The organism is Anaerococcus obesiensis (assembly GCF_016599815.1).
GTDB lineage: Bacteria > Bacillota > Clostridia > Tissierellales > Peptoniphilaceae > Anaerococcus > Anaerococcus vaginalis.
The window spans coordinates 205,888-227,629 of sequence record NZ_CP067016.1 but is presented as its reverse complement, the minus strand read 5'-3'; the positions used below and the strand labels follow the sequence as shown (position 1 = coordinate 227,629).

19 protein-coding genes are annotated in these 21,742 nt (G+C 30.9%); 14 read left to right on the top strand and 5 right to left on the bottom strand.

Annotated features, from left to right (window positions below):
• The first annotated feature begins 89 nt into the window (after positions 1-89).
• From I6H46_RS01190 to mgtE, 4 genes are all read left to right on the top strand, one after another.
• Positions 90-2,219, top strand: coding sequence for an Ig-like domain-containing protein (locus I6H46_RS01190; RefSeq protein ID WP_200225963.1), 2,130 nt, complete (start codon positions 90-92; stop codon positions 2,217-2,219).
• Between the two features lie 189 nt (positions 2,220-2,408).
• A complete protein-coding gene (locus I6H46_RS01185) occupies positions 2,409-2,993 on the top strand; it encodes a DJ-1 family glyoxalase III (RefSeq protein WP_019118497.1) in 585 nt (194 codons plus the stop codon).
• 167 nt (positions 2,994-3,160) lie between these two features.
• Positions 3,161-4,366 carry a S41 family peptidase gene (locus tag I6H46_RS01180; protein ID WP_004839298.1) on the top strand — a complete coding sequence of 402 codons (1,206 nt, stop codon included), beginning with the start codon at positions 3,161-3,163 and terminating at the stop codon, positions 4,364-4,366.
• 4 nt (positions 4,367-4,370) lie between these two features.
• On the top strand, positions 4,371-5,729 hold the full coding sequence (gene mgtE / locus I6H46_RS01175) for a magnesium transporter (RefSeq protein WP_004839297.1): 1,359 nt from the start codon (positions 4,371-4,373) through the stop codon (positions 5,727-5,729).
• 218 nt (positions 5,730-5,947) lie between these two features.
• Here mgtE and I6H46_RS01170 read toward each other — a convergent pair whose 3' ends face one another.
• The 4 genes from I6H46_RS01170 to I6H46_RS01155 form a co-directional block, all read right to left on the bottom strand.
• Complete coding sequence (locus I6H46_RS01170; RefSeq protein WP_004839296.1) at positions 5,948-7,192, bottom strand: YkvI family membrane protein; 1,245 nt, start codon at positions 7,190-7,192, stop codon at positions 5,948-5,950.
• A 79-nt stretch (positions 7,193-7,271) separates the two neighbouring features.
• On the bottom strand, positions 7,272-8,204 hold the full coding sequence (locus I6H46_RS01165) for a 1-phosphofructokinase family hexose kinase (RefSeq protein WP_019118495.1): 933 nt from the start codon (positions 8,202-8,204) through the stop codon (positions 7,272-7,274).
• Between the two features lie 38 nt (positions 8,205-8,242).
• On the bottom strand, positions 8,243-9,622 hold the full coding sequence (locus I6H46_RS01160) for a UDP-N-acetylmuramoyl-tripeptide--D-alanyl-D-alanine ligase (RefSeq protein WP_019118494.1): 1,380 nt from the start codon (positions 9,620-9,622) through the stop codon (positions 8,243-8,245).
• Positions 9,619-10,665 (bottom strand): D-alanine--D-alanine ligase family protein, encoded by a 1,047-nt coding sequence (locus I6H46_RS01155; protein ID WP_019118493.1) that lies wholly within the window; start codon positions 10,663-10,665, stop codon positions 9,619-9,621. The genes I6H46_RS01160 and I6H46_RS01155 overlap by 4 nt, the downstream gene beginning before the upstream one ends.
• Before the next feature lie 174 nt (positions 10,666-10,839).
• On the opposite strand from I6H46_RS01155, the gene pepD reads away from it, so the two are divergent.
• The 8 genes from pepD (at position 10,840) to I6H46_RS01115 (ending at position 18,474) form a co-directional block, all read left to right on the top strand.
• Positions 10,840-12,258 (top strand): beta-Ala-His dipeptidase, encoded by a 1,419-nt coding sequence (gene pepD, locus I6H46_RS01150; protein WP_019118492.1) that lies wholly within the window; start codon positions 10,840-10,842, stop codon positions 12,256-12,258.
• A gap of 653 nt (positions 12,259-12,911) precedes the next feature.
• Positions 12,912-13,178, top strand: coding sequence for an HPr family phosphocarrier protein (locus I6H46_RS01145; RefSeq protein ID WP_004839291.1), 267 nt, complete (start codon positions 12,912-12,914; stop codon positions 13,176-13,178).
• A 249-nt stretch (positions 13,179-13,427) separates the two neighbouring features.
• A complete protein-coding gene (gene sufC / locus I6H46_RS01140; protein ID WP_019118491.1) occupies positions 13,428-14,159 on the top strand; it encodes a Fe-S cluster assembly ATPase SufC in 732 nt (243 codons plus the stop codon).
• The gene (gene sufB / locus I6H46_RS01135) at positions 14,146-15,576 is read left to right on the top strand and encodes a Fe-S cluster assembly protein SufB (RefSeq protein WP_200225961.1); all 1,431 of its coding nucleotides are present in this window, start codon (positions 14,146-14,148) and stop codon (positions 15,574-15,576) included. Before sufC ends, sufB begins: the two co-directional genes overlap by 14 nt.
• Positions 15,576-16,622 (top strand): SufD family Fe-S cluster assembly protein, encoded by a 1,047-nt coding sequence (locus tag I6H46_RS01130; protein WP_019118489.1) that lies wholly within the window; start codon positions 15,576-15,578, stop codon positions 16,620-16,622. Before sufB ends, I6H46_RS01130 begins: the two co-directional genes overlap by 1 nt.
• A gap of 1 nt (position 16,623) precedes the next feature.
• On the top strand, positions 16,624-17,844 hold the full coding sequence (locus I6H46_RS01125) for an aminotransferase class V-fold PLP-dependent enzyme (protein ID WP_019118488.1): 1,221 nt from the start codon (positions 16,624-16,626) through the stop codon (positions 17,842-17,844).
• On the top strand, positions 17,844-18,278 hold the full coding sequence (sufU, locus tag I6H46_RS01120; RefSeq protein WP_019118487.1) for a Fe-S cluster assembly sulfur transfer protein SufU: 435 nt from the start codon (positions 17,844-17,846) through the stop codon (positions 18,276-18,278). The genes I6H46_RS01125 and sufU overlap by 1 nt, the downstream gene beginning before the upstream one ends.
• Entirely contained in the window at positions 18,268-18,474 is a 207-nt protein-coding gene (locus tag I6H46_RS01115; protein WP_019118486.1) for a hypothetical protein, read from the top strand. The genes sufU and I6H46_RS01115 overlap by 11 nt, the downstream gene beginning before the upstream one ends.
• Before the next feature lie 33 nt (positions 18,475-18,507).
• On the opposite strand, the gene I6H46_RS01110 is transcribed toward I6H46_RS01115, so the two are convergent.
• Positions 18,508-19,332, bottom strand: a complete 825-nt coding sequence (locus I6H46_RS01110) for a Cof-type HAD-IIB family hydrolase (protein WP_200225959.1) — start codon at positions 19,330-19,332, stop codon at positions 18,508-18,510.
• Between the two features lie 87 nt (positions 19,333-19,419).
• Between I6H46_RS01110 and I6H46_RS01105 the strand changes: the two genes are divergently transcribed.
• Both I6H46_RS01105 and fni read left to right on the top strand, forming a co-directional pair.
• Positions 19,420-20,532, top strand: coding sequence for an LCP family protein (locus I6H46_RS01105; RefSeq protein WP_019118484.1), 1,113 nt, complete (start codon positions 19,420-19,422; stop codon positions 20,530-20,532).
• Positions 20,533-20,543: 11 nt separating this feature from the next.
• Complete coding sequence (fni, locus tag I6H46_RS01100) at positions 20,544-21,563, top strand: type 2 isopentenyl-diphosphate Delta-isomerase (protein ID WP_019118483.1); 1,020 nt, start codon at positions 20,544-20,546, stop codon at positions 21,561-21,563.
• The last annotated feature ends 179 nt before the right edge of the window (positions 21,564-21,742 follow it).

Below are 21,742 nucleotides of genomic sequence, written 5' to 3'. Positions count from 1 at the left end.
GAAAATCAGATATAGAAGGATATGAATTTGTTCGTACTGATAAAACAGAAGATGATACAACAATAACATATACAAATGTATATAAATTATTGTTAGGATCAAAAGCAGTTGGACTTGATGGAAAAGAACTTAAAGCAGCTACTATAGGATACGTTAAGGAAAATCCAGAAGAATTTACAGGATATACTTTCTTATTCGATGAAGCTGGAAATACACCATCAGATGTAGAAGGCAAAAAGGTATATGTAGTAAATAGAATCTACGCTAAAAATCCAGAAGTAGTAGAAGTAGCAAATCCTGATTCATTAACAGCAGATGAACAAAATAAAGTTAAAGAAGCAGTTAAAGCTGCAAACCCAGATCTATTAGATAATCAAATCTCTGTAAATGAAAAGGGAGAAGTTACAATAACAAGAGGAAATCAAACTGCTAAATTAGATCCTACTTTAACTGTTGTAAAACAAGGTCAAACAACAGCGCCAAAAATAACACAACCAAAAGCTGGCGATAAGAAAATCACAGGAACAGCAGAACCAGGTGCAACAGTAAAAGTAACTCTTCCAGACGGAACAGTAAAAGAAACAAAAGCAGACGATCAAGGAAACTGGTCAGTAGATACACCAGCATTAGAAAAAGATCAAACAGTAAAAGCAGTAGCTCAAGAAGATGGAAAAGACCAATCAGACGAAGCAACAAAAACAGTAGCAGAAGCTGATCCAACAGAAGCAACAGCAAAACCAGAAATCACAGCACCAAAAGCTGGCGATAAAGAAATCAAAGGAAAAGCAGAACCAAGTGCAAAAGTTGAAGTAGAATTACCAGACGGAACAAAAGTAGAAACAACAGCAGATGGAGAAGGAAATTGGACAGCAGAAGTACCAAAAGGTAAAGAGCCAAAAGAAGGCGAAACAGTAAAAGCAGTTGCAACAGTAGACGGAAAGACCCCATCAGACGAAGCAACAGCAACAACAGGCAAAGCTGATCCAACAGAAGCAACAGCAAAACCAGAAATCACAGCACCAAAAGCTGGCGATACAGAAATCAAAGGTAAAGCTGAACCAAATGCAAAAGTTGAAGTAGAACTTCCAGACGGAACAAAAGTAGAAACAACAGCAGATGGAGAAGGAAACTGGACAGCAAAAGTACCAGAAGGCAAAGAACCAAAAGAAGGCGAAACTGTAAAAGCAGTTGCAACAGTAGATGGAAAGAATCCATCAGACGAAGCAACAGCAACAACAGGCAAAGCTGATCCAACAGAAGCAACAGCAAAACCAGAAATCACAGCACCAAAAGCTGGCGATAAAGAAATCAAAGGTAAAGCTGAACCAAATGCAAAAGTTGAAGTAGAACTTCCAGACGGAACAAAAGTAGAAACAACAGCAGATGGAGAAGGAAACTGGACAGCAAAAGTACCAGAAGGCAAAGAGCCAAAAGAAGGCGAAACTGTAAAAGCAACAGCAACAGTAGATGGAAAGAACCCATCAGACGAAGCAACAGCAACAGTAGGAAAAGCCGATGATAAGGGTACAAAAGTAGGTGGAGATGTTAAACCAGTTAAACCAACTGATGATAAACAAGATACTGGCATCAAAGTTGAAAATCCTGATGATGATACAAAAGTTACAGCTAAAGATGAAGATGGTAAAGACGTTCCAGTTGAAATTGATGAAAATGGAAATGTAATTGTAACTCCAGGAACAAATGTTGATGGACCAATCACTGTAACAATTGAAGATCCAGATCTACCAGGCGGAAAAGTTGAAATCGAAGTTCCAGTTGAAGGACACGAAAAAGGAAGAGATGACAACAATTCTGATAAAGATGATAATAAAACAATAGCAGACAAGACTGATCCAACTGTTCCTTCAAAAACTGAAGTTAAGGATAAGAACAACTTAACTGATGAGGAAAAAGACAAGGTTAAAAAAGCAATCGAAGATGCTAATAAAGATAAATTCCCACAAGGAACAAAAGTTGAGATTGGAAAAGATGGAACTGCTACTATAACTTATCCAGATGGTTCAGTTGACATCATTAAAGGAAATGATTTGGTATCTCAAAAAGCAAATGCTGGTGCTAGTGGAAGCATAAATAGAGTTAATAGCTCTAATACAGGCAAAAATGTTAAAACAGGTGTAGGTTCTTCTGCAACTATTTTAGCAACATTGGCAACAGCCGTAAGCGGATTGTTCGCTTCTAAAAAAAGAAAAAATGATTAAAATTAATTTTTTCGAAAATAAAAAATAATTTTTTGTGAAGACCTTCGGGTCTTCATTTTTTTGTGGGGATTTTTTGATTTTATTTTTTTCTTATTAAAAAAGTTTTTATGGAAAATTATAAATTTATTTTATTAATTAATTTTTTATATGACTTTTGGGTGTGGGTATAATAGATTTATGGAGGAATTTATGGATAGATTTTTAGTTTTTTTGGCTGATGGTTTTGAGGAAATTGAGGCTTTGACTTTGGTGGATTATTTTAGAAGGGCTGATATTTTTGTAGATATGGTTTCTGTTGGCGATGATTTGTTTGTTTGTGGTTCTCACAATATTATTGTTAAGGCGGATAGGCTTATTGATGATATTGATTTGGATTTTTATGATGGGATTTATATTCCTGGTGGTAGTGTGGGTGCGAAAAATCTTAGGGATGATAAAAGGGTTATTGATATTGTAAAAAAATTTGATGAGGAGAAAAAAATTATTTGTGCTATTTGTGCGGGACCAACTGTTCTTGATAGGGCAGGTATTGTTAGTGATAGGAATCTTGTTTGTCATCCTAGTGTGGAAAAAAGCCTTTTGAATGTTGGAAATATTAAAAGTGACAAGCTTATTGTTGTGGATGGAAATATTTTTACGTCAAGGGGCGCTGGTGCTAGTGTTTTTTTGGCTTTGAAATTGATTGAAATTATTAAGGGGGTTGATGTAAAAAATAGTGTAAAGGCTGGTATTCAGGAAGATTTTGTTGAGAAATATTTTGGTTTTAATTTTTGATGTTAATTTTGAATAAATCAATTTTTATTTTTATTGATTTATTCTTTTTTTGCCTTTTTCTTTTATTTAAAAAAAGGTCTATATATGTTAAAATATAAGAATACTGATAGGTATTTAATTTCTATAAAAATCATATTTTTGGTTTTTAAATTTTAATTGGAGGTATTATGAAAAAGATTGGTAAGGTTTTATTGGCCTTTTTATTGATTATAGGGACTGGCTTTACGGGTTTTACTCTCGGAAAGAATTCTTCTAATGATAATCGTATGATTTCTGAACAAAATCAAAAGCACATGGCTTCTATGGAAGCTATGAAGGAATTGATTGATGAGAATTTCCTTTTTGATTATGAGGATAAGCAATTATATGATGGTTCTTTGAAGGGAATGTTTGAAAATTTGGGCGATCCTTATACTGCTTATTATACAAAGGAAGAATTTGACAAACTTATGGAAGATGTTAATGGGAAATATGCGGGCATTGGTGTAGCTGTTCAAGCTAGTGATGAGGGATATATCAAGGCGATTTCTGTTTTTGATGAATCTCCTGCAAAAAAGGCTGGCATCAATGTTGGCGATTATATTACCAAGGTTGATGGTGTTTCTTATTCTTCTGACCAATTGGAAGAGGCTGTGTCAAAAATTAGGGGAAATGTCGGAGAAAAGGTAAAGATTACTGTCCTTAGAAAAAATGCTGAGGGCAAGGCTGAGGAAAAAGATATTGATGTTGAAAGAGCTGATGTAAAGGTTGATACTGTTGAAAGCAAAGTTGTTGAAAAAGATGACAAAAAAATCGGCTATATAAAAATAAAACAATTTGAGGATGTTACTAAGGAAGAATTTGGCAAGGAGCTAAAGGCTTTGAAGGATGCTAAGGTTGATGGTATTGTTATGGATCTTAGAAATAATCCTGGCGGTGGGCTTGATGTGTGTCTTGCTATCGCTGATACTTTTTTGGATGAGGGTGTAATTGTTTCAACTGTTGACAAAAAAGGCAAAGAAATTGTTGAAAAAAGCGACAAGGAAATGGACAAAACTCCTATGACTGTTCTTATAAATGAAAATTCTGCTTCTGCGTCTGAAATTTTGGCTGGAGCTTTTAAGGATAGAAAGAGAGCAAAAATTGTTGGAAAAACTTCTTTTGGTAAGGGAATTGTTCAAAAACTTTTCCCTCTTGATGATGGGTCTGGTGTAAAAATTACTATTAGTGAATATTTCACACCAAACAAAACTAAAATTCACAAAATTGGTGTAAAACCTGATGTAGAAGTTGAAGATAAAAGTGAAAATGGAGCTTTGGATATAGAAAATCTTGACAAGGATACTCAATTTAATAAGGCTTTGGATACATTATTAGAAGAAATTAAGGGGTGATATTATGAACAGCTATAACAGCGAGCAAAGGATTGAAGAACTAAATAATCTTTTAGAAAAAAAAGATATTCCGGCTTTAAAGGATTCTTTGAGAAGAACTAACCCCGTAGATATAGAAGAATTTATGTCTGAGCTTGACAATGAAGAAAGTTTGATTGTTTATAGGCTTTTGAGAAAAGATGATGCTGCTGAGGTGTTTGCTGAATTAAAACAAGATGGCAAGCACAGACTTTTGACTTCTATTACAGATCCTGAGCTTGATGCTATTGTGAAAGCTTTAAATTTCGACGATGTAATTGATACGCTTGAGGAAATGCCTGCAACTGTTGTAAAAAGAATTTTGAGAAATTCTGATTCTGAAATGAGAAAAAGAGTAAATCAATTTTTACAATTTCCAGAAGATTCTGCTGGAAGTTTGATGACAACAGAATTTGTAGAAGTAAATCCAGAAATGACCTGCCAAGAAGTTTTGGACAGGATAAAAAAAGTAGGTTCAACAAAAGAAACTATTTACACTTGCTATGTAACAAATACTACAAAATCTTTATTGGGTTATGTTTCACTAAGGTTGATTGTAACAAGCTCATTAGATACAAAAGTTAAAGATTTGATGTATGAAGATGTAATAAGCGTGGAAGCTTACGAAGACCAAGAAGATGTAGCAAAAACTTTTAGAAGATATGGTTTTACAGCTTTGCCAGTTGTTGATAGCGAAAGAAGGCTTATTGGAATAATTACAGTTGACGATATTATGGATATAATGGAACTTGAAACAACTGAGGACTTCCAAAGAATGGCTGGTACAACACCGGATGAAGAAGAATATTCAAGCACATCAGCCTTAAAACTTGCAAAAAACAGATTGCCTTGGCTAATGTTTTTGATGGTTTCGGCATCATTTACATCAACAATTTTAAAATCAAGTCAAAGGGTAATAGAATCAATAATTGCCCTAAATATGTTTATACCAATGCTAACAGACTCCGGTGGAAACGCAGGAAGCCAATCATCAACTCTTGTAATACGTGGAATGGCAACAGGAGATGTAGAGCTTGAAGATTGGTATAAAGTAGTATTTAAAGAATTCGAAGTTGGAGTTATAGTAGGAGTTATAATGTCATTTTTAGCATTTTTAAAATGTCTATTATTTGACGGAGTAGCTATGGAAGTTGCAGCCATAGTAGGAATAACAATTTTTGTAATAATAATTATAGCAAAAGTTGTAGGAGCCTTACTCCCAATGGGAGCAAAAAAATTAGGCTTTGACCCAGCAATAATGGCAAGTCCACTAATAACAACAATTGTAGATTCTATAGGATTAATATGCTATTTCCAAATTGCAAAATTAATTATGGGAATATAAAAATATGCTTACTTTAATTAGTAAGCTTTTTTATTTTCGAAAATTGGTGTAAGAAATTTTAAAAATAAAATAATTTTTTAGTAATAAAATTAAATTAAGAATCACCCATCCCGACTAAACGAAACGAAGTGGAGTGCATGGAGGGATCTTTTTTTAAAATATGGCAAAATAAATAGACTGGATAAGGGAATTTATGCCCTTATCCAGTCTAAATTTTATTATTCTTCGCTATTTTCTTCTTCTAATTCTTCTTTCACTTCTTCGTGAACGGCTTGTTTTATTTCTTTGTTGTCTATTATGGAATTTTCTGCTAATCTTTCTAGTTTTTCTTTTTCCATTTTTCCAAATTCTTCGTCGTCATCTAGTTTTCTTTTTGTAAGAACAGATATTGCGAACCTTCTTCTCATTTCGTGTTTGATTTCTTCTCTTTCGTTAAACCAGGCAACTACTAGGATAATTGTAAGTATCATTCCTAAATATCCTAGTATTGGATAGAGGATTGACATTAATTTTTTAAAGCCTAAAAATGAAAGTCCAAAACCCATTAGGGTAAATATTATTAAATTTCTTCTAAATTTATTTTCTGTATCGGAAAATCTTCTTGCTGCTGAATAAAATAGGGAAATGGCTGTGTTAAAAATCATTCCAAAAATAATTAAAGACATCATAAGTCCCAAAATAGGGTGGATATTTTCTAAAACAATTTGCATTGGTATGTCGGAATCTTTTATCATTGGTAGGGTAAAAAATAGGGTAAGGCCTACTAGTGCTGTAAGAATTGCTACCATCAATCCTCCAAGCATTCCTCCAAGTCCTGCTTCGGCTGAATCGGTTTTGCTTCCTCCTAGGACAAATGCCATGGAGATTCCGCTAATCATGCATAAGCCAAAATAATTTAGTGTGGATAAGCCTATGTTTGGCAGTGGGGATTTTACACTTTGTCCAATTTGATTTAGACTTTGCCAATCTGGTTTTATTGTTATAAAAGTATAAATTGCTCCAAGGATTGCAAAAATAATTATTAGTGGTGTAAAGGCACCGATTACTTTTGTTACTTTATCGAAATCTAACATTCCAATAAAAATTACTAGTAGGGTACAAATTAGTGAGCCAACCCATGGTTTAAATCCAAATTGCTGATTTAAATTTGAGCCTGCACCTGCTATCATTACGAAACCCATCAAAAAGCAATTAATTATTAGGGCAAAATCCATAAATTTTGTCAAATATTTGCTTGAAACTTCTTCGATGACATCGATATGACTTTCTGCTAAATAGTGAGAGCCAAGTTGAAGAATTATTCCTCCAACTAAAACGTGCAAAATTCCTATGGCTATAAGTCCAAATAGCCCGGATATTCCAAAGGAAATAAAATATTGCATTAGCTCTTGACCGCTTGCAAGTCCTGCTCCGGTTAATACGCCTACATAAGCTAGCATTATACTTATAGTTTTTTTATTCATTATTTCTCCTTTTTGTTTGTTCTCCTTTAATAAAAAATTTTTTATAATAAAAGTGTTGGCTTATGCCAAGGCTTTTTGTTTAAGAAAATTGGTTTATTACTACTTTTGGTATTATTTTTTCAATTTCTTCTCTTGTTGGTAGGTCTAGCACTTCTGCTGTTGCTGTTGCTGCTGCTACGGCAACTTTGTATGCCTCAAGATAATCGCTTGATCTTACCAAAGTTCCTATAAATCCTCCTATCATTGAATCACGACAGGCTACTGAATTTACTACTTCATTTATGTGAATTTCTTCGGATATATATGAATGTCCATTTTGGCTAAAAAACATTGAGCCTTTTTTGCCGTATGAAACTATGGCATTTTGTGCTCCCATTTCTATAATTTTTTTGCCGTATTTGTCCATATCTTCTATTGTTTCAATTTTTGTTCCAAAAATTTCCATCAAATCTTCTATGTTTGGTTTTACTAGAATTGGTCCTTCTTTTATAACGTCTGGCAAATATTCTGCTGGTATGTCTGCTATAAATTGGGCTTTGTTTGCTTTTGCTATTGAAACCATTCTAGAATAAATATCTTTGTCAGATTTTTCTTCCATTGGTGGGACTGATCCTCCCATAACAATTGTATCGCCTTCGCCAACTCTTGATAAATAATATAAAAGTTCATCTACTTCGTAGTGGCTTATGTTTGGACCTTTTGAATTTATTGTTGTTTCCTCGTTATCTAGTAATAATTTTATATTTGTTCTATTTTCTTCTTCAATATTTACAAAATCTGTCATGATATTTTCTTTATCAAGCCAGTCTTCTATAAATCTTCCTTGATGTCCACCTGTAAATCCAGTTGCAATTGTAGGGATTTTTAATTGTGATAAAACTCTAGAAACATTAAGAGCCTTGCCTCCTGGAAGGGTAAATTCATCAGACACATGGTTTTTATCGCCAATATTCAGGTTTTTTACTTCTAAAATTACATCCACTGATGGATTTAGGGTAACTGTATATATCATAATTCCTCCAAATAATTAATCTTTTCTATTTTTATTTTTTATACTCTTAAATCATAAATTGCTTCGATGACTTCTTCCATGTGAAGTCCTCTAGAACCTTTTACAAAAACTAAAGTTGATTTTGTTATTAAAAATTTCAACTTATCTATAAGGTCATTTTTATTTTCAAAATAAAAACTTCTGTTTTCTGGGAAATTTTCAAGACTAGCTTTGTACATTTCTTTGCAAAGTGGGCCATAGAATAGGCAATAATTTATTTTTTTGGGATCTATATCAAGTCCTGATTTGTAATGAAGATTTTTTTCTCCATCGCCAAGCTCAAGCATATCTCCCAAAACTACAATTTTATTTAAATATCCATCCAAAAATCCTGCAAGCTCAAGTCCTTGTTTTAAAGATTGGGGATTTGATTTGTAGGCATCGTCAAGAATGTCAAAGCCATTTCTTTCTATTAATTCATTTCTATTTGCATTATTTGATACTTTGGCTAGACCATTATCAATTTCTTCATAAGAAAGATTAAATAATTTTCCAATAAGAACTGCCAAGGCTCCGTTATAAACTTGATGAGTGCCTAGCAAAGGAACTAAATAATCTTCGTTTTCGTATGAGAATTTTGTGTAAGTGCTTGAAAATTCTTTTGGACATACTTTAAAATCCACTCCATCTTCCTCGCCAAAACTTATTGTTTTTTGTTTTATTGTATAGGAAGGAAGAACTTTTTTTAATATTTCATCATCGCCATTATAGATAAAAATTCCATCAGCTTTTAGGCCTTCAAGAATTTCAAGTTTTGCTTTGGCAATTCCTTCTCTTGATTTTAATTTTAAAAGATGAGCATCGCCAATATTTGTAATCATTGCCATATCTGGTTTTGCAATATTTGAAAGGAGAGAAATTTCTCCAAAATCTTCTGTGCCCATTTCAACAACACCGATTTGTGTTTTTTCTGAAAAATCCAAAAGAGTCAAAGGAACTCCAATTTCATTATTTAAATTTCCTTGAGTTTTTTCTACCTTATATTTTTCTGACAAAACCGAATGAATTAAATTTTTGCTGGTTGTCTTGCCGTTTGAACCTGTAATTGCAATTATTTTTATATCAAGCTCATCTCTGTAAGCCCTTGCCAAATCTTGCAAGGCTTTTTTTGTATCAGAAACTTTTACAAAGGGAATTGAAATTGACTTTGGAATTTTATAATTTTCATCAATCAAAAAGGCAACAGCTCCAGAGTTCTCACATTCTTCTATAAAAATTCTACCATCAAATTTTTCTCCAACTATTGGGATATAGAGATTATCTTTTTTGATTGTTCTAGAATCAATTGAAATTCCTTTGATTTTGGTTTTAGAATACTTTGGGTTTGAAATTTCTCCACCAAGCATTTGTGCAATTTCTTCTAAAGTTCTTTCAATCATTTAAATCTCCTTTTTTGAAAACTTTTAAAACCTTCATCAATTAGCATATCAAGAATTTGTGAAAATTCTAGGTCAAAACTAATTTTGCAAAGTCTTGCAAAAAATGAAGTTGGGGTAAAGCCAGGGAAGGTGTTTATTTCATTGATGTAAAATTCATTATCTTTTAAAAATATATCAACTCTTGCAAATCCTTGGCAGCCACAAGCCTTGTAGCATTTTTTTGCAAATTCTAATAAATCTTTTTCAAGATTTTCATCCATTGGATAAGGAAGCATTTCTTTTGTAGATTTATCAAAATATTTTGCATCATAGTCAAGGAAAATATGGTCAGTTACATAAGCTCCAGGTTTTGATGCAATTAATTTATTATCGCCGATTATGGCAATTTCTACTTCTTGACCTATGATTGCCTCTTCAACTAAGATTTTTTCATCATATTTTAAAGATTCTTTTCCGAATTTTAAAAGGTCGTCTATGTTTTCTGCCTTGTTTACTCCAACTGATGAACCATTTGCTGATGGTTTTACAATCATTGGGAACTTAATATATTCTTCGCATTTTTTTGCAAAATCAATGTCGAAAGATTCTTCATTGGCATAAAGGTATCTTGCTTGTTTTAATTTATTTTTTTCGAAAATGTCGTTTGCAGTAACCTTGTCCATGCAAACAGAAGATGACAAAAGTCCATTTCCAATATAAGCTATATCAATTGCATCCAAAAATCCTTGGATAGTTCCATCTTCTCCATAAGTTCCATGAACACAAGGAATTATAATTGTATTTTCCTTATCCTTATCTTTTAATTCTAAAAGAAAATCAGAAATTGATTCTAAAATATTTTCTTTGCATTCTTTTACAAGTTCAAATTCATCGTCTGTATTTATAAAATCGAAAGCTTTTGAAAATCTACCTTTTTTATCAATATAAACAATTTTTAAATTGTATTTGTTTTTGTCTAAATTTTTTGAAATATTAAGGGCACTTCTAAGAGCTATTTCATGCTCGCTTGAAGGTCCACCGCATAATAAATAAGTATTAATCATATATCTCCCCACTCTAATTTTATATAAAAATTTTACTACATATTGGAAATTAGAGCAAATAAAAGAAGATTTTATTGAAAAATAAATTAATATTTATTATTTTCTTTTGAAAATTTTCGTGTTTTTATTTCTACAAATAAAAGTATAATATAAAATAAAAACAAGGAGGGAAAAATGAATTATAAAGATTTACAACCAAAAGAAGTTTTTCATTGGTTTAAAGAAATTTCAAATATACCAAGAGAAAGCGGAAATGAAAAAGAAATTTCAAATTTTTTGGTAGATTTTGCAAAAAAAAGAAATTTAGAATATTGGCAAGACGATTTTTTAAATGTATATATAAAGAAAGAAGCAAGCAAGGGCTTTGAAAATTATCCAGAAGTTTTACTCCAAGGACACATGGATATGGTTTGTGTAAAAGAAAATGGTTCAGACCACGATTTTTCAAAAGATCCAATTGAGCTTGTAATAGATGGAGATTGGCTAAGAGCAAACAAGACAACTCTTGGGGCAGATGATGGAATAGCAGTTGCCTATGCTCTTGCAATTTTGGATGATAAAAAAATTTCACACGGACCAATTTCTGTTTTGATAACAACAGGCGAAGAAACATCCATGGTTGGAGTTAATAATTTAGATACAAAAAAATTGGGAAATCCAAAATATCTTCTAAATATTGACAGCGAAGAAGAAGGAATTCTTACAATTGGTTGTGCTGGTGGAATGGATATAAAATATTCTTTTGAAAAAGAATACGAAAAATCAGACGGAGAATTTATTTCAATTGAGCTTAAAAATTTCCAAGGCGGACATTCTGGAATGGAAATTGATAAGTTTAAACTAAATGCAATCAAGGGACTTGTTAGAATAATTGACGGACTAGATTCATATAGGATTGGAAAAATTACAGGTGGAGTAAAAAGAAATGCAATTCCATCAGAAGCATTTGCGATAGTAGAAGTAGATGATGCAAAAAAAGCAATAAAAAATCTAGAAATAATAAAAGATGAAATCATTCACGAATACAAAAACTCAGATCCAAAAGGCGAAATAATTATAGAAGAATGCAACTTTGATGGAGAAGTTTTAACAAGAGATTTGTCAGAAAAAATTGTAAATGCAACAATGATTGTTGCAGACGGCCCTGTAAAAAAATATAAAGGAAATTTAGTTACAAGTTCAAATCTGGGTTTAATTGAAGAAGATGATAAAAAAATAAGTTTTGTAATTCTTGCAAGAAGCGAAGTAACATCAGCAAAAAGATTTAGACGAGATGTTATAAAAAAACAAGTAGAAATGTTTGGAGCAAAAGTAGAAACATCAAATGAATATCCAGGCTGGGAAAGAGAAGACAGCGAACTTTTGGAAATAATGAAAAATGTTTGGGAAAAATTAAATGGAGAAAAACCAGAAGTTTTAACAACTCACGGTGGACTTGAGTGTGGTTTGTTAAAACAAGATATGAATCAGACCCAAATGGTATCATTCGGCCCGGAAATAGAAGGCGCCCACAGCCCAGAAGAAAGAGTAAATATAAAATCAACAGAAAATAATTATAAATTCTTAATAGAACTTTTAAAAGAATTAAAATAAAAAGAGCTTTGAAAATTTCATACTGTTGACAAAATAAAAAATTAGCAATTTTTATAGGACAAACAACCGCCCACTCCGGTTGTTTGTCCTAATTTATATCGTAAGCAGTTAGTAGAGAAATCTCATGAACTCTCTCTTTATTCATTATTTTTACTCACATTAAAATACATTTTTTGAAAAATTTTTTGTTCTTATTAAAACTAATTTGCTTTGAAAAAGATTCCATGCTTTTGCGTTGGTTTTTAGAATTTGTAAGTAATAGCAACGCTTATAAATTTGCACTAAATTTTAGGGATAAATGTGAAAAATCAAAGAATATCTTTAGTTATTATAGTAAGTGACTTTATTTTTATTTTGAAAATATAATATTATTTAGACTAATGATTTGTCTACACTTTGAGAGGTTTGCACCTCTTTTTTATTTTGCTAAGTAAGATATTTAAAATCCTTGTTAAAAAAATTTTTCGTGCTATAATATTTACAGAAAAGGAAATCATTTTCTAAAAATTTAATATTTTTTTAACTATTATTTTCAAAAATGCAAGTATTGTATTATGATAGGAAAACGTGTATAATATATTTAAGATTTAAGGATTATAGTTAAAAAAATAATAGTTATAGAATTTTATTTATCAACAATTAATGGAGGTAATATGTACGAGGAAAAAGTTACGCTTGTAAATGAAATCGGTTTACACGCAAGACCTGCTTCTATATTTATTAGAGAAGCTGTCAAGCATGCGTGCGATATAAATGTAGAAAAAGATGGAAGAATTTATAATGCAAAATCAATTATGTCAGTTTTGTCTATGAGTGCCGGAAAAGGCGAAGAAATTATAATAAAGGCTCAAGGCGATGACGAAGAAGAAGCTGTAAAAAGTTTAGTTGATTTGGTAGAAAATAAATTATCTAATTATTAGCAACTTAAATTTACTTAAAAATAAAAATTAATACTTATTTAGAGAACACTTTTGATAGAAAAAGTGTTTTTTCTTTGCGAAAATTTTTAAAATTAATAATTTTGTAATATTAAAAAAATTTACAAATTATTTTTTAAAATTTCATATAAAAATGTTAAGATTTCAAGTTTTGACAATCCGTACTAAAGCAGTATACTTTAAATGTATATAAATTTATTTTCTCAAAAGTTAGGAAAAAAGAGGTAAGAAATGAAAGAATTATTAAAAGTTGAAAATTTACATGTTTCAGTTGGAGATACTGAAATATTAAAAGGAATAAATTTAAAAGTTAATGCTGGAGAAGTTCATGTAATAATGGGATCAAATGGTTCAGGAAAATCTACATTAATGAACGCTGTAATGGCAAATCCAGTTTATGATGTAACTGAAGGAAAAATATTTTTTGAAGGAGAAGATATAACAGATCTTACTACTGATAAAAGAGCAAAGGCAGGAATTTTTATGTCTTTCCAATCTCCTGATGCGATTAATGGTGTAAAGCTTAGAGATTTTCTAAAGCAAGCAAAAGAAGAAGTAACAGGAAAAAAACCTTCAATTTTAGGATTCAATAAGGAATTGAAAAAAGAAATGGATGATTTAAAATTATCTGAAGAATATGCAAACAGATATGTAAATGTAGGATTTTCTGGTGGAGAAAGAAAAAAATCTGAAATTTTGCAATTAAAAATTTTAAATCCAAAACTTGCTATGCTTGACGAAACTGATTCAGGACTTGACGTTGATGCGGTAAGAATTGTAAGTGAAGGAATAAAAAATTATTTAAACGAAGATAATGCTGTAATAGTTGTAACTCACCACAATGAATTATTAGAAAATATTGATGTAGATTATGTACACGTTTTAAAAGATGGAGTAATCAAAGAAACATCTGATGCAAGCCTAATGGAAAAAATTGAAAAAGAAGGATATGAGTGGGTTTAATATGACAGAAAAAAAATTTGATGAATCATCCTTTAAGGATATTGATAGGGGTATTTATGATGTCATTGACAAATTTGAATACTCAGATATTTCTGACAAGGGTTTGAATAAAAAAATAGTTGAAGAATTATCAAAAAAGAAAAATGAACCAGAATGGATGCTAAAAAGAAGACTTCAATCTCTTTTGATTTTTGAAAAAACAGAAAATCCATCATGGGGACCAGATCTTTCTGAATTAAATATGGCAGATATAACAACTTACGTTAAGCCAAAAACTGACAAGAAAAGCAATTGGGATGCTCTTCCAGAAGAAATAAAAGATACTTTTGATAGGCTAGGAATTCCTCAAGCTGAACAAGAATCTCTTGCAGGAGTTGGAGCTCAATATGACAGTGAGGAAGTTTACCATTCAATTCAAAAACATTTGTCAGATCAAGGAGTAATTTTTACAGATTTTGATACAGCTTTGAGAGAACATGAAGAAATTGTTCACAAATATTTTCAAAGAGCAATTCCACCAACACTTCACAAATATGCAGCCCTTCACGGAGCAGTTTGGTCTGGTGGTTCTTTAATTTATGTACCAAAGGAAGTAAATGTAGATATTCCTCTTCAATCTTATTATAGATTGAATGCTCCAGGAGCTGGACAATTTGAACATACAATGATTATTGCAGAAGAAGGAGCAAAAGTTCATTTTATAGAAGGATGTTCTGCACCAAGATATAATGTTGTAAATCTTCACGCAGGAAGCGTAGAAATATTTGTTCACAAAGATGCTGAAGTAAGATTTTCTACAATAGAAAACTGGTCAAGAAATATGTACAACCTCAATACAAAAAGAGCAATCGTTGAAGAAAACGGTCAAGTTGAATGGATTTCTGGATCTTTTGGTTCAAAAGTTTCAATGCTTTATCCAACCACAATTTTAAATGGCGAAGGAGCAAGAGCAGAATATACAGGAATAACTTATGCATCAAACGGTCAATATATTGACAATGGATGTTCAATGATTCATAACGCACCAAACACTTACTCAACTGCTCTTACAAAATCTATTACTCAAGGAAATGGAAAATCCATGACAAGATCTTATGTTAAAATTGGTAAAAATGCTAAGGGATCAAAGTCAACTGTTGATTGTGAAAACTTGATGTTATCACGTGAGTCAAAATCAGATACAATTCCAACTCTTGATATTAGAAATGATGAAGTTGATTGCGGTCACGAGGCAAAAATTGGCTCTCTTGATCAAAAACAAATATTTTATTTGATGAGCAGGGGAATTCCTGAAAATGAAGCAAAATCTATGATTGTAAGAGGATTTGCAGAGCCAGTTGCAAAAGAATTGCCTTTGGAATATGCAGTTGAGATGAATAATTTGATTGATATGGAATTGGAAGGAGCAAATGGCTGATGGAAAAAGTAAATGTAATGAGAGAGCCTACTTGGTCATACACCAAGTTAAATTATAGCGAAAAAGCTCCAAGTTTAAATGAAAATAAAGCTTATAAAAATTTTGAAAGCTCAAATAAAGAAAATAAATCTTTAGATGAAATTTTTAGTAAAAAAAATTATGGACTTTCAAAGGATTTCTTAAAAGAAAATAAAGAATTTAATAATTTAGATATTTATAGAGATGTTGATGGAGAAAAAGATTTAGAATTTATAAATTTAAATCTTGACGAAAATTCAAAGCAATTGGTTAATAAAATTGATATAAATGCAAAAAAAGGATCAAAATCCTCATTTTTAGTTAATTTTTCTCAAACAAAAGGCGAATCTTCTTACCTGAATTCTTTGATAAGGGTAAATCTTGAAGAAGATTCTTTTGTAAAATTGGTTGTTGTAGTAGATTTATTAGAAAATTCTCTTAATTTACAACAAATTTCATCAATTATTGGCGATAGGGCAAATTTTGATATTTCTTATATTGAACTTGGTGCAGACAAGTCTTATGTAAATATTAAAAATTTCCTTGATGGAGAAGAATCAAATCTTGAAGAAAATGGAGTTTATTTCAAACAAAACGAAGATTTTCTAGACATCGGAGCTTTCAACGATCACAAGGCAAAAGTAACAAAATCAAATTGTATGTTTAATGGTGCCCTTAAAGGAAAAGCTGAAAAAAGATGGAAGGGTGTAGTTGATCTTAAAAGAGGGTGCGAACATGCTGATGGAAAAATTGGAGATTATGCAGTAATGCTAAGTCCAGATGCTATTAATAGGTCTGCGCCAGTTTTGTTAAATGAAGAAAAAGATGTAGCAGGAGAACACGCTGCAAGCGTTGGAAGATTTGATAAGGCAATGTTATTTTATATAATGAGCAGAGGTTTTTCCAAAAGAAAAGCTGAAAGTTTGATGCTTGAAGCAAATTTCGCACCAACAATTGATAAAATCGACCATGAAGAATTGAGAGAAAAAGTAAGATACAAAGTTCACGCAATGAATACGAGGGATTAAGATGGATATAGAAAAAATAAGAAAAGAATTTCCATTTTTGGATGAAAAAAATACTGGAAAAAAAGTTATTTATCTAGATTCTGCGGCAACTAGCCAAAATCCAATCTCAGTTATGAATGCCCAAGCTTACTATTACAAATATTCAAATGCAAATCCTCACAGAGGTGCTCACTTTTTATCATGGAAAGCCACAGAAGCTTTTGAAAATACAAGAGAAAAGATAAAAGATTTTATAAATGCAGAAAAATCCGAAGAAATAATTTATACAAGAAATGCAACAGAATCTTTAAATCTTCTAGCATTTTCTTACGCTTGTGAAAATTTGAAAAAAGGCGATGAAATTGTAATTTCAATTTTAGAACACCACGCAAATTTAGTTCCTTGGCAAAGAGTTTGCAAAGAAACCGGGGCAATTTTAAAATATGTTTATTTAAATGATGATTATTCTTTAAATTATGACGAATTGAAAGAAAAAATTACAGAAAAAACAAAAATTGTTTCAATCACGGCCTCATCAAATGTGACTGGAGAGATGACAGATCAAAAATTAATTACAAAACTTGCTCATGAAGTTGGAGCAATTTCAATAGTAGATGCTTGCCAACTTGCTCCTCACAAAAAAATTGATGTAAAAGATTTTGATTGTGATTTTCTTGCTTTTTCTGCCCACAAAATGTATGGACCAATGGGAATTGGAATTTTGTATGGAAAATATGATTTGCTTGAAAAATTAAAACCATACAATCTTGGTGGCGATATGATTGAATATGTTTATGAGCAAGAATCAACTTTTGCAAAACCTGCCCAAAGATTTGAAGCAGGAACTCAAGATGTAGGTGGAGTTGTAGGTCTTTCTGCTGCTATTGATTTTATGAATGAAATTGGTGTGGAAAATATTTATGAACATGAAAATAAACTTGCAAGATATGCCTATGATTTGATTAAAGATATTGATAATATAAAAGTATTTTTCCCAGAAAAAAGAAATACAGGATCAGTTGTAGCTTTTACTTTTGATGATATTCATCCACACGATGTTGCAACAATTTTGGATATGAAAGGAATTGCTGTAAGAAGCGGCCATCATTGTGCAATGCCACTTCACACCTACCTTGATGTATCTTCAACTTGCAGAGCGTCATTTGCCATATATAATACTAGAGAAGAAGTAGAATATTTTGCAAAAGAGCTTAAAAATGTAAGAAAGGTGATGGGATTTTAATGGACTTAAATGATGTTTATACTCAAGTAATTCTTGAAAATTCTAGAAATCAAAAAAATAAAAGAAATTTAGAAAATCCAGATATAAAAGAGCCAGGTCACAATCCTTCATGTGGAGATGAAATTGTTTTGGAATTAAAACATGATGGAAATGTAATAACAGAGGCGGCTTTTACAGGACACGGTTGTGCAATAAGCCAAGCTGCAACTTCTGTAATGTGTGATGAAATTGTAGGAAAAACAATTGATGAAGCAAAAGAGATGGCAAAAATTTATATCGGAATGATAAAAAGAGAAGATATAAGCGATGAAGATTTGGAAAAAATTGGAGATGCTGCAGCTTTCCAAAATATTTCAAATATGCCACAAAGAGTAAAATGCGCACTTTTATCTTGGAAAACTTTAGACGAAGTGATAGATAAAGATGTCAAATAATAATTTTTTCAAAGATTATAGGATTTTGGAATTTATAACAAGTGCAATAACTTTTGTGCTTTTAATAATTCTTACCGTAATTCAATATATAAGTGAAAAAAAATATTGGTGGATAATTTTATTAGCAAGCATATTAATGGGCGCAAACGCCTATGTAAAATACAAAAAATTTAAAGAAAACAAAAAGCATTCTTAGAAAAAATCTAGGAATGCTTTTTTATTTAAATTTTTAAAATTTTTCAAAATTATTTTCTATTAATTTTTCTATAGCTTCTCCAACTCCTGCCTTATTATTTGATAAAGTTATATAGTCTGCGTGGGGTTTTAGATAATCGTTGGCGTTTTCCATTGCAACGGAAAATCCTGCCATATCTAGCATGGGAATATCGTTCATTTCATTTCCTATTGCCATAATTTCATCGATTTTGAAACCAAGTTTTTCACTCATTAATTTTATGGCATTTCCCTTGTTTGCGTTTTTGTTCATAACTTCAATTAAAACTGGAGCAGTTTTTGCGTAGTAATAATTTTCGTTTACAAAACTTGGCATATTATCCATAACTTTTTCTATATTCCAAGGCCAGCCCATAACCAAAAATCTACCAAAATTTTTATCTTCATCAAAATCATCGTAGGAAATTTTTTGTAATTTTAATTTTGTAATAAAAGAATCAAATCTTGTCAAAATATTTGGATTTTTATGTCTTGTATAAAAACTATCATCATCCATGGCTGAAACTTGAACTTTAAAATTTTTTAAAGCCTTATCAAGATTAATTAAATCTTTTGGTTTTTGAAAAACTCCTGTAATTACTTCCTTAGTGTAGTTGTCAAAAATATAGGATCCATTTTGAGAAATTGAAAAATGACCTTCGTGTTCTAGGTCGAGTTCTTTGACATAAGGAAGAATTCCAGAAAATGGTCTGCCACTTACTAGAGCTATATGTGCTCCTAATTTTTTTGCTTTTAATATCATTTCTTTATTTTTTTTTGGAAGACGTCTTGTATTTGTAAGCAAGGTTCCGTCTATATCAATTGTTATTAGCTTAATCATAATTTGATTATATCATATTTTTTTGAAATTTCTTATTTTTATTAAGTCTTTTTTTATGCTATAATTACAAGATGAGAAGGAGATATTATGAGATTTAAAAGATTTTTAACAACGATTATGGTGGCATTATTTGTATTTTTTTCTTCAAATGCCTATTTAAATAAATTACAGGATAAAAAAAATATAGATAATTATGGGGCTGAGGCTGCTGAAAATAATAAGGGAAAAAAGGTTGATAACGAAATTCTTGTGCTTTTGGTTGGAGTTGATGCAAGTCAAAATAAAGAAAATCCTGAGCCTACAAGGACAGATACAATTATGCTTTGTAAAATAAATTCTGAAACGGGAAAAGTTGATATTTTATCAATTCCTAGAGATTCTAGAGTAAAGGTTAGGGATGAATTTACAAAAGTAAATCATGCTCATGCTTATGGTGGAATTGAACTTACGTTAAAAACTTTAAGAGATTTTTTGGGCCTTGATATTGACTATTATGCAGAAATAAATTTTGAGGCTGTTGTAAATATAGTTGATGAAATTGGAGGAGTAAATTACAAAGTTCCTGAAGGAGTAAGACTTGATGAAGGAAATACACATATAAGACCGGGAATTAATAAAATGAACGGGCAAGATGTATTAACTTATTTGAGAGCTAGAAAAATTTATCAAAATGCTGACCTTGGTAGGGTTAATGCTCAACAAGAATTTATGAAGGGAATCATAAATGAATTGGTAAAAAAATCAAAAACAATAAATATGACTTCCTTGGTTGAATCATATTTTAAAGATGTAAAAACAAATTTGCCTTTGGGAACTATGATTGATTTTGCTAGCAAAATGTCTAATTTTTCTTCAGAAAAATGTAAAACTTATACTGTTCCAGGAAATCCACAATATATTGATGGAGTAAGCTATTATATTCCTAATTACGAAGAAACTTGGAAGATAGTTGATAAGGTATTTTCAAAATATAAATTAAAATCATGGAAAAAAGAAGATAGTTCTTATTGGGAATATCAAAACTATACTTACACTAACGATAATGAAAATTCAAATGAAGATTATCAAAATTCAAATAGTAATGAAGAAGACGAAGAATATTTGGATGAGGATTATGAAGACTTGAACCAAGAAGAAGAAAATACAGAAGATGAAAATTATTTCGATGAAGATGTGAATAACCTTAATGAAGATAATTAACAGGTGGAAAAATGGACGAGAAAAGAAGAGAAAGAAAAGACGAACATATTGAAAATTATCTTAGAAGTGAATTTAAGTCAAAAACATTATTAAACAACGTTTATGTGGAACACAATGCCCTAAGCAATGTAAATTTTGATGAAATTGATACATCAATAGAATTTATGGGAAATAAAATTTCTATGCCTGTGATGGTAAATGCAATGACAGGTGGAACTGAAATAAGTGAAGATATAAACGAAGATTTATCAAATATTTGTAGAGAATTAAATATACCAATGGCTGTGGGAAGCGAATCAATAGCCATAAAAGATAAAGATTCAAGAGAGTCTTTTTCCCTATTAAAAGATAAAAATGTAATAAAAATTGGAAATCTCGGTTGGGAAAATAAAATCGAAAATTTTGAATTTGCAAAAGATTTAATAGGAGCATCTGCTATGCAAGCTCACTTAAATATTGCCCAAGAGCTAGTAATGGATGAAGGAGAAAGAGATTTTTCTAAAAATTTTGAAAATTTAGAAAATATTAGCAAAAATATTTCAGTGCCTTTGATTGTAAAAGAAGTTGGCTTTGGAATGAGCAAAGAAGTAGGTCAAAAACTTTTAGATATTGGTGTAAAATATATTGACGTTGCTGGAAAAGGTGGCACAAATTTTATAGAAATCGAAGATATGAGAATATTTGACAAAGATTATTCAGAATTTTATTCATGGGGAATACCTACAGCAAAATCAATTCTTGATGTAAGAAGTTTGTCTGATGATTTTTTCTTAATAGCAAGCGGTGGAATAAGAAATTCGAGTGATGTTTGCAAATCTCTAATAATTGGTGCAGATATGTGTGCAATTTCTGGAGAAGTTTTGTCATTTCTACTAAGAGGCGATTACGATTATGCAATCAAATATCTAAAAGAATTAAACACAAAAATAAAAATATTTATGGCTCTAGTTGGAGTAAAAAATATAGAAGAATTAAAAAAAGTTCCATATAAATTAACAGGAAGATTAAAAGAATTAGTAGATGAAAATTAATTTTAAAAAATTTAATAATAAAAAATTTAATAAATTAGTATAAAGGAGAAAATTATTTCTCCCAGAGCGTAGACAAACCCTCAAGCACGAATATCGGACTTCAAAAATTGTTGATTTCTAAATTCCAAAATTCTAAAAACGCAAACTCACTAACGCTCAAACAGTGCGTTTTTTGACGA